Below are 13,689 nucleotides of genomic sequence, written 5' to 3' on the forward strand. Positions count from 1 at the left end.
GGAAGTCGGCCGCCGGTGCACTAGCTTGATGTCTGCGGACGCTTTGGCCCAAGGACATGCCCATGGACATCCCTGCCTACAAGATCGCCCTCATCGTCGGTGCCGGCGAGGGGCTCTCGGCCTCGTTGGCGAGGCTGTTCGCGCGCGAGAAGATCCGCGTGGCGCTTGCCGCCCGCAAGATCGAGAAGCTCGGCGCGCTCTGCAACGAAACCGGCGCCCGCGCCTACCCCTGCGATGCGACCAATCCGGAGGAAGTCGAGCGGCTGTTCGGCATCGTCGAGCGCGAGATCGGCGCGCCTGATCTCGTGGTCTACAATGCCAGCGCGCGGGCGCGCGGAGCGCTCACCGATCTCGTGCCGGCCGACGTGCAGCAGTCGATTGCCGTCAGCGCCTTCGGCGGCTTCCTGGTGGCGCAGCAGGCGGCACAGCGCATGCTGCCGAACAAGCACGGCGCCATCCTGTTCACCGGCGCCTCCGCCAGCGTGAAGGGCTACGCCCAGTCGGCGCCGTTCGCGATGGGCAAGTTCGCGCTGCGCGGCCTCGCCCAGAGCATGGCGCGCGAACTGTCGCCGCAGGGCATCCACGTCGCGCATTTCGTCATCGACGGCGCGATCAAGAGCGCAGAGCGTCAGGAAGCCGCGGAGCGCCCGAATTCGATGCTCGATCCGGATGCCATCGCCGCAAGTTATTGGAGCGTGCTGCAGCAGCCACGTAGTGCCTGGAGCTGGGAGATGGAGCTGCGGCCGTGGGTGGAGACGTTTTGAGAAGTTGATGTTCCGTATGACGTGGGCAAAGACGCACCACGATCACCGTCATTGCGAGCGAAGCGAAGAATCCAGGGCGGAGCAAGGACTCTGGATTGCTTGGCTTGCGCTCGCAATGACGCGGATCGGTGGTCGCCTCATAGCAACTGTGATCGCCCGGCTCGACCGGGCGATCCAGTACACGCAACTGATGGCTGGTGACACGGTGAGGCCGCGGCGTACGGGATGTCCCGCCTTCGCAGGGAATGACGTCATTTGATCTCGGACGTGGCGACTTGCGGCGCGCGACCGACCACGCGCAAATCTGGCCCCACTGAATGAGCCACCACTCCGCCCAGACCCTTCTCGAACCGCACCAGGGTCCAATCGTCCGCATGCGGCTTGATCGTGAAACCGGCCTTGCGGGCCACTGCAATCATCACGTCGTTGGTACGCAGCGCATCGCCGGACAGGATCACGCCACCCAACGCGAGCGCGCGTCCTTCCAGATTCGCGATGAGCGCCGGACCGATGCCGTGGCCTTGCCAGCGGTCATGGACCGACAGGCCAAACTCGACACGACCGACGCCGCGATCGAATGCGTAGCGCGCCTCGGCCACGATGGCTTCGACACCTTCATGGTCCATCGTCGCGATCAGGCTGTAGCGGTCGTTGCGGCCGAGCGCGACAAAATCCTCGAGCACCGCCTTTGGCAGCTCGTTGAGTGCGCCGAGGAAACGCTTGTGGCGCGAGCGTTGGCTCAAGGACCGGACATAGCTCTGCAGCGCCTCGGCGTCGTCAGATGTGACGAAGCGCAGGCGCACCTCCTCGCCACGCCGCGTGTGAATGATGTTGGAGCCGGCAGCGAGATCGGCAATGGCGGGCGTCGGCATGCGCGGCTCCAACCGGGAAGCTTGCCGGCGCCCTCCTTTGCGGTGCGGCACCGGCGCGGCGGGATGAGTAAGGGGGATCAACCCCGCCAGAACGGCTTGTCGATCTCGGCGGCGATATCGCTGCGGGACAGACCGAGGTCGTGCAGGTCGCGCTCCGACCATTGCGCCAGCTCGTGCCGCGTGCGGTAGCGGAAGCGCCAGGCGGCGAGCAGCTCCACGACGCCGGACCAGAACCCCGGGCCATGATGTTTCGTCATTGACGAGGAGACGTAGATGGACATGAAGGCCTCCTGAAAATTCCTTGAGGCTGCAATATCGAGCGCTTGCACTTCACCCACAAACGACATTTACTACCGTTTCGGATGAAATAACGTCATGAACCGGGGAGGCCGTGAATGGCCCGACTGCCGTCGCTGAATGGATTGCGGGCGTTCGAGGCTGCGGCGCGGCATCTGAGCTTCACCCGCGCGGCCTCCGAGCTGAACGTGACGCAGACCGCAATCAGCCATCAGATCAAGCGCTTGGAGGACGAGCTCGGGCTGCGCCTTTTCGTCCGCCAGAACCGTAGCCTGGCGCTGACGCCGCAGGCCCGCGACTATCTCCCGCTGGTGCGCGCCGCGTTCGACGATCTCCGGCTGGCAACGGAACGGCTGGTCCGCAAGGACAACGCCAAGGTGCTGACGGTCTCCACCATCGCCTCGCTGGCCGCCAAATGGCTGCTGCCGCGGCTGACGGCCTTTCAGGAGGCCCATCCCGGCATCGACGTGCGAATCACGACGTCGACCGGCCTGGTCGATTTTCGCAAGGACGACGTCGACGCCGCGATCCGCTATGGCCGTGGCCATTGGCCGGGCGTGCGGGCGGAGTGGCTGATGGCCGACGAGCTGTTTCCGGTGTGCAGTCCGGCGCTGCTGCAGGGCGACAAGCCACTACGCTGTCCGGAGGACCTCGCACATCACACGCTGCTGCAGGTCAGCGGCGGCTATGACGACGACTGGCGGCTATGGCTGACCGCGGCGGGTCTGCCGGTGGAGATGTCGAGGCAGGGTCGGCTGAGCTTCGACCTGTCGCTGATGACCGTTCAGGCCGCGATCGACGGGCTCGGCGTCGCGATCGGGCGTACGGCCTACGTCCAGGACGACATCGCCAAGGGCCGGCTGGTGGTGCCGTTCAAGATGACGCTGCCGAGCGATGCCGGGTTCTATCTGGTGACGCCGGAGGGCCGGACCGATCCGCCGAAGCTGAAGGCGTTCCGGCAATGGCTGAAGGGTGCAATGCAGCAGAAGTCGGCCGCCGCCAATTCTGTTCAGGCCTAGGGCGCCTTGAGCGCAAAGCTATTGGCCGCCAGGGCTTGGCGTGGCAGATTGTCGCACCTTTCCCCTCGGCCGGCGTAGAAATCCTCCGCACGAGCCTCTCGACGGTAGGAGTTTCCCCGCGTGTCCTCAACGTCAATCCCGCAGCCGGCTACGATCCATTCGCGCATCGGCGCGATCCTGCGCGCCACCAGCGGCAATTTCCTCGAGCAGTTCGACTTCTTCCTGTTCGGCTTCTACGCCCCGATCATCGCCAAGGCGTTCTTCCCATCGGAGAACGAGACTGCATCTCTGCTCAATGCCTATGGCGTGTTCTGGCTCGGCGCCCTGATGCGACCGGTCGGCGCCATCGTGCTCGGCGCCTATGTCGACAAGATCGGCCGGCGCCAGGGCCTGATCGTGACGCTCGGCATCATGGCGATCGGCACGATCGTCATCGCATTCTGCCCGACCTATGCGACGATCGGCATCGCGGCCCCGATCATCGTGCTGCTCGGCCGGCTGTTGCAGGGCTTCTCGGCCGGTGTCGAGCTCGGCGGCGTGTCGGTCTATCTGTCCGAGATCTCCACGCCCGGCAATCGCGGCCTCTACACCTCGTTCCAGTCGTCCAGCCAGCAGGTCGCGATCTTCGTCGCGTCGGTCATCGGCTACGTGCTCAACCAGGCCATGCCGGCGGACATGGTGGCCGCCTGGGGCTGGCGCATTCCCTTCTTCATCGGCTGCCTGATCATTCCGCTGATCTTCTTCCTGCGCCGCACGCTGGAGGAGACGCCGGCCTTCCTCGCGATGAAGAAGCACCCGACCGCGCGCGAAGTATTCGCCTCGGCGCTGGAGAACTGGCGCATCGTGATCCTCGGCATGATGATCGCGGTCCTGACCACGACGATGTTCTACTTCATCACCGTCTACGGTCCCGGTTTCGGCAAGGAACTGAAGCTGTCGGCGGCGGATTCACTGCTCGTCACTTTGCTGGTCGCCGTGACCAACTTCTTATGGAATCCGGTCGGCGGCGCGGTGTCGGATCGGATCGGACGCAAGCCGGTGCTGGTGACCATCGCGGCTCTGGCGTTGCTGACCGCCTATCCCGCCTTGCACTGGCTCGCGGCGGCGCCGAGCTTCGGCAAGCTGCTCGCGGTCGAAATGCTGTTCTCGTTCTATTTCGGCGTCTACAGCGGCACCATGCTGGGCTGCCTGGTCGAGATCGTGCCTGCGCATGTCCGCACCACCTGCTTCTCGATCGCCTTTGCGCTGGCGGCTGGGCTGTTCGGCACCGCGACGCCGGCGGTCTCGACCTGGCTCATCAACAAGACCGGCGACAAGGCCTCGCCCGGCTACTGGCTGATGTGCGCCGCCGTGCTCGGTATCATCGCAGCGATGACCGTCTATCGCGGCGGCCGCCAGGCCGTCGCGGCGCGCGAGCCGATCATTGCGTGATCGCTGCGAGGGGCAGCGCCTTCCTTGGCGCGCGCTTTCGGCGCATGATGGTGGGGAATGAACAGCAGCCGGCAGCGGCGGGTGTCGACGCTGCCGAAGGATGAACGCCATGCAGCACCTCATCGCTGTCGCCGAGAAGGTCGCGGCGCGGCTGATCGCCAAAAAGCAGACCATTGCCGTTGCGGAATCCTCCGCCGGCGGCCTGATCGCGGCGGCGCTGCTCGCGGTGCCCGGCGCATCCGCCTATTTCCTCGGCGGCGCCGTGGTCTATACGCGCGACGCCCGCCGCGTGCTGATGGACATTCCGGACGAGGCGATGAAGGGCATCCGCTCGGCGTCGGAGCCTTATGCGGAGCTGCTGGCGCGGCAGATCAGGACGCGCTTTGCGACTGATTGGGGAGTGTCGGAGACCGGTGCCGCGGGTCCTGCCGGCAATCGCTACGGCGACGCGGCGGGACATGCGTGCTTCGCGGTTGCGGGGCCCGCGACCGCAGTCGTCACTCTGGAGAGCGGCCACAGCGACCGTTTTGCCAACATGCAGCTGTTCGCGAAGAGCGCGCTGGAGCTGTTACTCAAGAAACTCGACGAATAAACCGCTGTCGTCCCGGGCAAGCCCGATGACGCGCAGCGTCGGCGGGCGCCGACCCAGGACCCATACTCCCCAGCAGAAATGGGGCGCGACGCGAGACGTCACGAGCATCTCGCGCCACGACTGCTCCCTGTGGTTATGGATCCCCGCGTTCGCGGGGATGACAGCGAGATTGGAGCGCTGCCCGCCGTCTCTGCAGGGACGGCAGCCGGGCCCCTCACTTCTCCCGGAACGCACGCATCAGCTGGTCGTGCAGCGGCTTCATCAGGTAGGAAATGACAGTGCGGTCGCCGGTCTGCACGAATGCCTCGACCGGCATGCCCGGAATCAGCTTGACGTCGCCGAGCCTTGCGATCTCCTCGGGCGGCATCGAGACGCGGATGGTGTAATAGCTCTGGCCGGTGCGCTGGTCGGTGGTGACGTCGGGCGAGACGCGGCTGACGACGCCGTTCAGCTCCGGCGTGGTGCGCTGGTTGAAGGCGGACAGCCGCAGCAACGTCTTCTGGCCGACCTGCAGCTTGTCGATGTCCTGCGGATTGACCTTGGCCTCGACCTGGAGATCGTCGCTCTGCGGCACGATCAGCATGATGGTGTCGCCGGCGGTGATGACGCCGCCGACGGTATGGACGCTCGACTGCAGCACCATGCCGTCCTGCGGCGCGCGGATGTCGACGCGGCGAAGCTGGTCCTCGGCGGTGACCTTGCGCTCGACGAACTCGCCGATCTTGTCGGTGGTCTCGCGCAGATCCTTGGACACCTCGCTGACCATGTCCTTGTCGACCTGGATGATCTGCAGCTCGGTCTCGCTGATCTTGCCCTTGGCCTGGGCACGCGCGGCGATGAATTGCGCGCGCTCGCCGTTGAGGCGGGCAGCGTCGCGCTCCAAGGTGGTCAGGCGCGACAGCTGCACCAGATGCTGCTCATAGAGCTGGCGCACGCCGTCGAGCTCCTTCTGGACCAGCGCGATCTCCTGGTCCTTGGCGCTGACCTGCGCGGAGAGTCCCTCGATCTCCTCGTTCAGCTGGGTGACGCGCTCGCGCAGCTGCGCCTTCTGACCAATGCGGCCGTTGACGCGGACCTCGAACAGCTTGGTCTCGCTCGCCGTCAGGCTCTTGACCTCGGGATCGCTCATGCGCTGCAGCAACTGCGGCGGAAACAGGATCTTGGCCCAGCCGCGCTGCTCGGCCTCCAGCCGGGCGGCGCGCGCCTGCAGCGCATCGAGATTCTTGGTGACGATGGCGAGACTTGCCTTGGTCACGGTGTCGTCGAGCCGCACCACGATGTCGCCGGACTTGACGACGTCGCCGTCGCGCGCCCGAAGCTCGCCGACCACGCCGCCGGTCGGATGCTGCACCTTCTTGACGTTGGATTCGACCACGATCTGGCCGGGCGCGATCAACGCGCCGGAAATCTGCTGCGTCGCGGCCCAGCCGCCAAGCCCGCCGGCGACCGCAACGACGACGCCCATGCCGATCAGCAGGTGGCGGCGGATCGACTCGCGCACGCTCTCCGTCTTGCGGCCGCCAGGAAGTGGACCGGCAACGACCTGACTGCTCATGGCTTTGCCACTCCGGCTTCCGAGACGATCTTGATCGGCGACGGCGCACGCGGCTGCAGCACCTGCGCCAGCACCGTCTCCTTCGGACCGAACGCCTGGGCGCGGCCGTCCTTCATGACCAGCACCTGGTCGACCGCCTCGATGCCGATCGGCCGGTGCGCGACGACGACCACGATCGCGCCGCGCGCCCGCGCTGAGCGCACCGCGCGTGACAGCGCCTCGTCGCCTTCGGTGTCGAGATTGGAGTTGGGCTCGTCGAGCACGATCAGGAACGGATTGCCATAGAGCGCGCGCGCCAGCGCCACGCGCTGCGCCTGGCCTGCCGACAGCGCGGCCCCCTGCTCGCCGATCTCTGTGTCATAGCCGTCGCGCATCTTGATGATCATGTCGTGCACGCCGGCTTCCTTGGCGGCGGCGATGATGCCGTCGGCGGAGGCCTGCGGATCGAAACGGCAGATGTTCTGCGCGACGGAGCCTGCGAACAATTCGACATCTTGCGGCAGATAGCCGATGTGACGGCCGAGCTCGTCCGTCGACCATTGGTCGAGCGCCGCACCATCGAGCCGGACATGGCCGCGCACCGGACGCCAGACACCGACCAGCGCCCGCACCAGCGACGACTTGCCCGACGCGCTCGGACCGATGATGCCGAGGCCGTTGCCGGCCGACAACGCGAAGCTCACGTCCTGCACGATCGCCTTCTGGTCCCCCGGCGCGACGATCGAGATGGCCTCGACCGAGAGCTTGCCGACCGGCGGCTGCAGCAGGGTCGGCGCCGGTCGCTGCGGCATCGTCTGCAACAGATGGCTGAGACGGCGCCAGCTCTGGCGCGCGGCAACGAAGCTCTTCCAATGTGCGATCGCGAGATCGACGGGCGCCAGCGCCCGCGCGCTCAGGATCGAGCCGGCGATGATGATGCCCGCGGTCGCCTCCTGATGGATCACGAGATAGGCGCCGACCGCGAGCACCGCGGACTGCAGCATCATGCGCAGCACCTTGGCGATGGCGCCGAGGCCGCCGGCGACGTCGCTGGCGCGCTGGTTGCCGGCGAGATATTTTTCGTTGGTCTCGCTCCAGCGCGACAGCATGCGCCCGGTCATGCCCATCGCGACCAGGACCTCGGCGTTGCGGCGACTTGAGGTGGCGAGATCGTTGCGGCGGGCGGCGAGCCCCATCGCCTCCTTGGCCGGCGTGCGGGTGAGGAATTCGGTGATCAGCGTCAGGGCGACGAGGATGATGGCGCCGGCCAGCGCGGTAACGCCGAGCATCACGTGAAAAGCGAAGCAGATCGCCAGATACAGCGGTAGCCACGGCAGATCGAAGAACGCGCCCGGCCCCTGGCTGCCGAGGAAGCTCCTGATGTTATCGAGGTCGCGCAGCGGCTGCAGGCCCTCGTTGCGGCCGCCGGCGGACAGCGGCAGCCGCACCACGGTGTCGAACACCCGCGCGTTCAGGCTCTCGTCCAGCGCGGTGCCGATCCGCCCGAGAATGCGGCTGCGGATCATGTCGAGCGCGCCCTGGGCGGCGTAAAGCCCCGCGGCGATGATGATCAGGCCGATCAGGGTCGGCACGGACCGGCTCGGCAGCACCCGGTCGTAGACCTCGAGCATGAAGATCGAGCCGGTGAGATACAGCAGGTTGATGATGCAGCTCATCACCCCAACGCCGATCAAGGCGCTGCGGCAACCGCGCAAGGCATCGCTGAGCTCGGATTGCCTCACGTGAGGTGCAGCCGCCATCACCACCATCTCTTCAATTGATCAAATGAGCTACGTGGCCGCCGACCAAAAGCACAAACTGGCGGCAAACAAGGCGAAATATACTGATTCCCGCGGTGAGCGTCCAACGATGCTCACTTTAGCGTAAATTAGCTATGTGCTGGGGTATGTCGCGTGGCGCGGTGCAAACGTTCAGCCACGCCGGATCGCAAGTCCTAGAGCCGCCCGCCGGTCCGCACCAGCCGCACCACCAGCAGGAGAATGATGGCGCCGAGCGCGGAATAGACGATTTCCGACACGAGGCCGGTGCCGATCCGGACGCCAAGCCGCGGGAAGATCAGGCTTGCGACCAAGGCGCCGAGCACGCCGATCACGATGTCGCCGACCAGCCCGAAGCCGGTGCCGCGGACGATCTTGCCGGCCAGCCAGCCTGCAACCAGGCCAACGAACAGAATGACCAGGATACCTTCGTTCGATACGTGCATGGCGTGTCCTCATCCAGCGCGGACGATCGGTCCCATGCGTGGCAGCACCTTAGCGAGGCCGTTGCGACGCTTCGACACGCGATGGACGGTTTCGGCCGGTGAGGAGCGCGTTTCGGGCGAACCGTTACGTTGCCGCCACACTTGCCGGCGCCTCGGCCAGGACGCAGCGCGCCAGCCGCTGTGGTCCGAGCGCAATGTTCGGCGGCATCGCCTCCGAGCAGCGCGGCTGCGCCAGGCCGCAGCGTGGTGCGAACGAGCAGCTCTGCGGCGCCCGGTCGAGCGAGGGTGGCGTGCCCGGAATGGTCTGCAGCCGCTCGCCGCGCCTGGCACCATGGATCGTCGAAGCCAGCAGGCCGCGCGCATAGGGGTGCACGGGTTGGCGCACGATTTCGCGCAAGCTGCCCTGCTCCACGATCTCTCCGGCATACATCACGGCGAGGCGGTCGCAGATCTCGATCGCGACGCCGATGTCGTGGGTGACGAAGATGACGGACATGCCGAACTCGCGCTGCAGTTCGCGCAGCAGCAGCAGGATCTGGATCTGGACGGTGGCGTCGAGTGCGGTGGTCGGCTCGTCGGCCAGCAGCACTTTCGGCCGGCACGCCAGCGCCAGCGCGATCATCGCGCGCTGGCGCATGCCGCCGGACATCTCGTGCGGATAGGACTCCAGGCGACGCTTGGCCGAGGGAATCCTGACGACGTCGAGCATCTCCAGCGCCCGCGCCTGCGCTTCCGCAAAACTCTTGCCCTCGTGCCGCATCACGGTCTCGGCGATCTGCCGGCCGATGGTGTAGACCGGATCGAGCGCAAGCCCCGGCTCCTGGAAGATCATCGACACGGAGCGGCCGCGAAACTGCGACAGCTCCTCGCCGTTCATCGCCAGCACGTCGCGGCCCAGCACCTTGACACTGCCGGAGATCTGCGTCCGCTTATTCGGCAACAGCCGCATCAGCGCCCGCATGGTCACGCTTTTGCCCGAGCCGGACTCGCCGAGCAGGCCGAGCACCTCGCCATCGCCGAGCGACAGGCTGACATCGTTCACCGCATGCACGGTGCGCTCGCCGGTGAAGCGGATGGTGAGATTGTCGATCTCGACGAGGTTGGTCATGGGGAGGCTATCTCACCTTGCCGTCAGGAATGCCGTGGCCAATTGCGAAGTGAGCTGCGCCCCTCCCCTGGAGGGGGAGGGTCGGCTCGCATGAAGCGCAGCGGAATGCGAGACGGGGTGGGGTGACAGCCCCTCCATGGACTCGCTTCCAAGGGGAGAGACCGTCACCCCACCCCGATTGCGCATGAGATGCGCAATCGACCCTCCCCCTCCAGGGGAGGGTGAGACCATCGAGCGGGATACACAGGTCTCCCTCATGGCAGCGTCGGCACCCTGGCGTGGAAATCAGTCGCGCGCTGGAAGGCGGCGCCGATGGTCAGAATCGTAGCCTCATCGAAGGAGCGGCCGATCAATTGCATGCCGACAGGAAGCCCCGTCGACGTGAAGCCGGTCGGGATCGCCAGCGACGGCAGGCCGAGATAGTTCACCGGGCGGGTGAAGCGGGTGATGCGCTGGATCACGGCTTCCGCGCCCGGCGCGCCGCCGACATCGCTCTCGGCGATCGAGGGCGTCACCAGCGGCGACACCGGCGCGATCACGGCATCGACGCCAGAGGTTGCCGCGACATGCGCCGCCAGCGCCGCACCGCGCCAACGCAGCGCTTCCAGATAGGCGACGCCGGAGACGGCCAGAGCGTTCTGCAGCCGCATCAGCACCTGCGGGCCATAGTCCTGCGGACGCTCGATCATCCAGCGCTTGTGGAAGGCGGCCGCCTCGACCGCTAGCACGAGCTGGCAGGCTGCGGTGAGCTGGCGCTGATCCGGCAGCTCGACCTGAACCACATCGGCGCCCTCGGTCTTCAGCACCGCGATCGTCGCATCGAGACAGCGCGCCACCTCAGGATCGAGGTCGTCGACATAGAACGCCTTGGGCACGCCGATCCTGAGACCCTTGATCGAGGCCTGGGTGGCGGCGACATAGTCCGGCACGGGCGCCGCGCTGGCGGTGGGATCCTCGGGATCGGGACCAGCCATCAGCCCAAGGATCAGCGCACAATCCTCCGCGGTCTGCGCCAGCGGCCCGACCGTGTCGAGCGACTGCGACAGCGGCATCGCACCGGCGCGGCTGACGCGGCCCCAGGTCACCTTCAGGCCGGTGACGCCGCAGAAATTCGCGGGCATGCGGATCGAGCCGCCGGTATCGGAGCCGAGTGCCGCGAAGGTCAGGCGCGCGCCGACCGCCGAGCCGGAGCCGGACGACGAGCCACCGGTGACGTAGCCGAGCTTCCAGGGATTGTGCACCGGACCGTAATGCGCGTTGTGTCCCGTCGGGCCATAGGCGAATTCGGCCATCTGCAGGGTGCCGAGCCGGATCGAACCGGCATCCTTCAGCCGCTGCAGCGCGGTCGAGGTCGTCGTTGCGACGAAGTCGCGCCGAATCAGCGAGCCGCAGGTCGAGATGTGGCCGGCCTCGTAATACATGTCCTTGTGCGCAAGCGGAACGCCGTGCAGCGGGCCCTTGGGGCCGTCCTTGGCGAGCGCTGCATCGGCTTCGGCGGCGGCCTTCAGCGCCGGCTCGGATTCGATCGCCATGAAGGCGTTCAGCTTCGGCTGCCACTGCGCGATGCGATGCAGGCAGGAGCGCGTCACCTCGACCGAAGAGAGCTTCCTGTCCGCAATCGCCTTCGCGACGTCGGTCAGGGTCATCAAGGCAGGTTCGGTGCTCATCGGCCCACCTTCAGCGTCTGCGCCAGGACGTAGCTCGCCGGCTCCAGGTCGAATGGGAGTGTACCGGCAACCGCGGCGAAGTTGTCGAAGGCCGGTCCGATCGAGTCGGCGATGCGGGTGGCAACCTCCTTGTCGACCGGCAGGCCGGAGGCCTCCGCGATGGCACTGACTTGCTGGGGCGTGGGTCTGGTCATTCCGCTTCTCACTGCTGGTGTCTGCCCGTCAGGCGGCCGGCGCCCGGCTGTGTCCCGAGCCTGGGATCGCCATGTGGCAGGCGGCCTGATGGCCCATTGTATCCAGCTCCGTCAATCTTGGCGCGACATTCGCGCATGGCGCCTCGGCAAATGGACAGCGGGTGTGGAAGCGGCAGCCGGCGGGCGGATCGATCGGGTTGGGTGGATCCCCAGACAGCGGCGGCTCCTCCGTGCGCCTGTCGGGATCGGAGGACGGCATCGCCGCCAGCAGCGCCCGTGTATAGGGATGCGCCGGCCTGGCCCAGACCTGCTCGACCGGACCGAGCTCGACGACCTCGCCGAGATACATCACCAGCACGCGGTCGGAAATGTAGTTGATGACGTTGAGGTCGTGGCTGATGAACAGATAGGTCAGGCCGAACTCGCGCTTCAGGTCCATCAGCAGGTTCAGCACCTGCGCCTCGACCGACTTGTCGAGCGCCGACACCGCCTCGTCGAGGATCACCAGTCGCGGCGACAAAGCGAGTGCACGGGCGATGTTGACGCGCTGGCGCTGGCCGCCGGAGATCTCGTGCGGATAACGGTTGGCGAAGGTCTCGGGCCTCAGGCCGACCTTGCCGAGCAGCTCGCGCGCCAGCGCACGCGCCGCAGTGTCGGTCATGCCGTGCACCTTCGGCCCGAATGCAATCGACTCCTCGATCGTCAGCCGCGGATTGAGCGAGGCATAGGAGTCCTGGAACACCATCTGCATGCCGCGCCTGAGCTCGCGCAACGACATCTCGTGGCCGACCTGCCGGCCGTCGAAGATGATCTCGCCGGCATCGCGGTCCATCAGATGCATCAGGAGCCGCGCCGTGGTGGACTTGCCGCAGCCGGACTCGCCGACGATGCCGACCGTCTCGCCCTTGCCGATGACGAACGAGACGTCGTCGACGGCGCGCACCGTCTTGCGCGCGCCGAACAGGCCGCCACGGACCGGGAAGTGTTTCGTCAGGCCATCGACCCGCAGCAGCGGCTGCGCCTTGCCGCCGAGGTCCTCGATCGGCTGCAGTCCGGTGACTTCCGATGCTTCATTCATGCCTCTCAGCTCCGGATGTCCATCGCGCTACGCAGGCCGTCGCTGAGCAGGTTGAAGCAGATGGAGACAGCGAAGATCATCACGCCCGGCAGCGCCGCCACCCAGGGATTGACGTAGATCGCCGTACGCAAGGTGTTCAGCATCAAGCCCCATTCCGGCTCCGGCGGCTTGGTGCCGAGACCAAGGAACGAAAGACCGGCCGCGAGGATCATCGACACCGAGATCAGCCCCGTCGCATAGACGAAGATCGGTCCGAGCACGTTGCCAAGCATGTGCGCGCGCATGATCGTGAACGCGTTCGCGCCCGAGGCGCGCGCGGCCTCGACGAAATCGCGATTGCGCACACCCGTGGTGACGCTCTCGGCGACGCGGGTGATCTGCGGCACGAACACGATGGTCAGCGACACGATGGAGTTGGTGATCCCGGCGCCGAGCGCGCCCGAGATCGCGATCGCCAGAAGCACCGAGGGGAAGGCGTAGAACACGTCGATGGTGCGCATGATCGCGGTGTTGACCCAGCCGCCGACATAGCCGGCGACGAGGCCGAGCATCGTGCCGATGCCGAAGGCGAGGATCACGGGCGAGATGCCGATCAGCAGCGACAGCCGGCCGCCATAGATCAGCCGCGCCAGCATGTCGCGTCCCAGCTCGTCGGTGCCGAGCGGATAGTTCGGCGTGCCGATGTGGCGCAGGCGCCGAATCATCGAGCCCTGATAGGGATCCGCGAGATGCAGATAGGGCGCGAGCAGCGCGGAGAGAAAGATCAGCAGCAGAATCGCGACGCAGACCATGCTGAGCTTGTCGCGGACGATCCGGCGACCGACGGTCGCCCAATAGCCGCGTGCGTTCGCGATCGGCGCGGCCTGCAGCGAGGCGTCGTTGAGGGCGCCGGGGGTACTGACGCTCATC

The 13,689-nt window shown here is 66.6% G+C and carries 14 protein-coding genes; 4 read left to right on the forward strand and 10 right to left on the reverse strand.

The genetic code is table 11. The features are described from left to right. The first annotated feature begins 62 nt into the window (after positions 1-62). The gene (locus tag QW863_RS14175) at positions 63-764 is read left to right on the forward strand and encodes an SDR family NAD(P)-dependent oxidoreductase (RefSeq protein WP_315713724.1); all 702 of its coding nucleotides are present in this window, start codon (positions 63-65) and stop codon (positions 762-764) included. A 251-nt stretch (positions 765-1,015) separates the two neighbouring features. On the opposite strand, the gene QW863_RS14180 is transcribed toward QW863_RS14175, so the two are convergent. Together QW863_RS14180 and QW863_RS14185 are read right to left on the reverse strand one after the other, a co-directional pair. Continuing rightward, positions 1,016-1,636, reverse strand: coding sequence for a GNAT family N-acetyltransferase (locus QW863_RS14180; protein WP_315713723.1), 621 nt, complete (start codon positions 1,634-1,636; stop codon positions 1,016-1,018). Between the two features lie 77 nt (positions 1,637-1,713). Continuing rightward, on the reverse strand, positions 1,714-1,917 hold the full coding sequence (locus QW863_RS14185; protein ID WP_315713722.1) for a DUF1127 domain-containing protein: 204 nt from the start codon (positions 1,915-1,917) through the stop codon (positions 1,714-1,716). A 114-nt stretch (positions 1,918-2,031) separates the two neighbouring features. Here QW863_RS14185 and QW863_RS14190 point away from each other — a divergent pair, with 114 nt between their 5' ends. The 3 genes from QW863_RS14190 to QW863_RS14200 all read left to right on the forward strand — a co-directional run bounded on the left by QW863_RS14190 (position 2,032) and on the right by QW863_RS14200 (position 4,975). Continuing rightward, positions 2,032-2,952, forward strand: a complete 921-nt coding sequence (locus QW863_RS14190) for a transcriptional regulator GcvA (RefSeq protein ID WP_315713721.1) — start codon at positions 2,032-2,034, stop codon at positions 2,950-2,952. A 120-nt stretch (positions 2,953-3,072) separates the two neighbouring features. Beyond that, positions 3,073-4,383, forward strand: a complete 1,311-nt coding sequence (locus QW863_RS14195; RefSeq protein ID WP_315713720.1) for an MFS transporter — start codon at positions 3,073-3,075, stop codon at positions 4,381-4,383. Between the two features lie 109 nt (positions 4,384-4,492). Further along, on the forward strand, positions 4,493-4,975 hold the full coding sequence (locus tag QW863_RS14200) for a CinA family protein (protein ID WP_315713719.1): 483 nt from the start codon (positions 4,493-4,495) through the stop codon (positions 4,973-4,975). Positions 4,976-5,189: 214 nt separating this feature from the next. Here the strand turns inward: QW863_RS14200 and QW863_RS14205 are convergent, their stop codons facing one another. From QW863_RS14205 to QW863_RS14240, 8 genes are all read right to left on the reverse strand, one after another. Next, the gene (locus QW863_RS14205) at positions 5,190-6,530 is read right to left on the reverse strand and encodes an HlyD family type I secretion periplasmic adaptor subunit (RefSeq protein ID WP_315713718.1); all 1,341 of its coding nucleotides are present in this window, start codon (positions 6,528-6,530) and stop codon (positions 5,190-5,192) included. Further along, positions 6,527-8,269, reverse strand: coding sequence for a type I secretion system permease/ATPase (locus QW863_RS14210; RefSeq protein ID WP_315713717.1), 1,743 nt, complete (start codon positions 8,267-8,269; stop codon positions 6,527-6,529). The genes QW863_RS14205 and QW863_RS14210 overlap by 4 nt, the downstream gene beginning before the upstream one ends. A 194-nt stretch (positions 8,270-8,463) precedes the next feature. After that, positions 8,464-8,733, reverse strand: coding sequence for a GlsB/YeaQ/YmgE family stress response membrane protein (locus QW863_RS14215; protein ID WP_315713716.1), 270 nt, complete (start codon positions 8,731-8,733; stop codon positions 8,464-8,466). Positions 8,734-8,857: 124 nt separating this feature from the next. Beyond that, a complete protein-coding gene (locus QW863_RS14220) occupies positions 8,858-9,841 on the reverse strand; it encodes an ABC transporter ATP-binding protein (RefSeq protein WP_315713715.1) in 984 nt (327 codons plus the stop codon). Positions 9,842-10,095: 254 nt separating this feature from the next. Next, positions 10,096-11,508: an amidase gene (locus tag QW863_RS14225; RefSeq protein WP_315713714.1), complete on the reverse strand. Its 1,413-nt coding sequence runs from the start codon at positions 11,506-11,508 to the stop codon at positions 10,096-10,098. Next, positions 11,505-11,702 carry a hypothetical protein gene (locus QW863_RS14230; protein WP_009026147.1) on the reverse strand — a complete coding sequence of 66 codons (198 nt, stop codon included), beginning with the start codon at positions 11,700-11,702 and terminating at the stop codon, positions 11,505-11,507. Before QW863_RS14230 ends, QW863_RS14225 begins: the two co-directional genes overlap by 4 nt. A 28-nt stretch (positions 11,703-11,730) precedes the next feature. After that, a complete protein-coding gene (locus QW863_RS14235; protein WP_315713713.1) occupies positions 11,731-12,780 on the reverse strand; it encodes an oligopeptide/dipeptide ABC transporter ATP-binding protein in 1,050 nt (349 codons plus the stop codon). Between the two features lie 5 nt (positions 12,781-12,785). After that, entirely contained in the window at positions 12,786-13,688 is a 903-nt protein-coding gene (locus QW863_RS14240) for an ABC transporter permease (protein WP_315713712.1), read from the reverse strand. Position 13,689: the final 1 nt, after the last annotated feature.

Source organism: Bradyrhizobium sp. SZCCHNR1017 (assembly GCF_032381375.1).
In the GTDB taxonomy this organism is placed as follows: domain Bacteria; phylum Pseudomonadota; class Alphaproteobacteria; order Rhizobiales; family Xanthobacteraceae; genus Bradyrhizobium.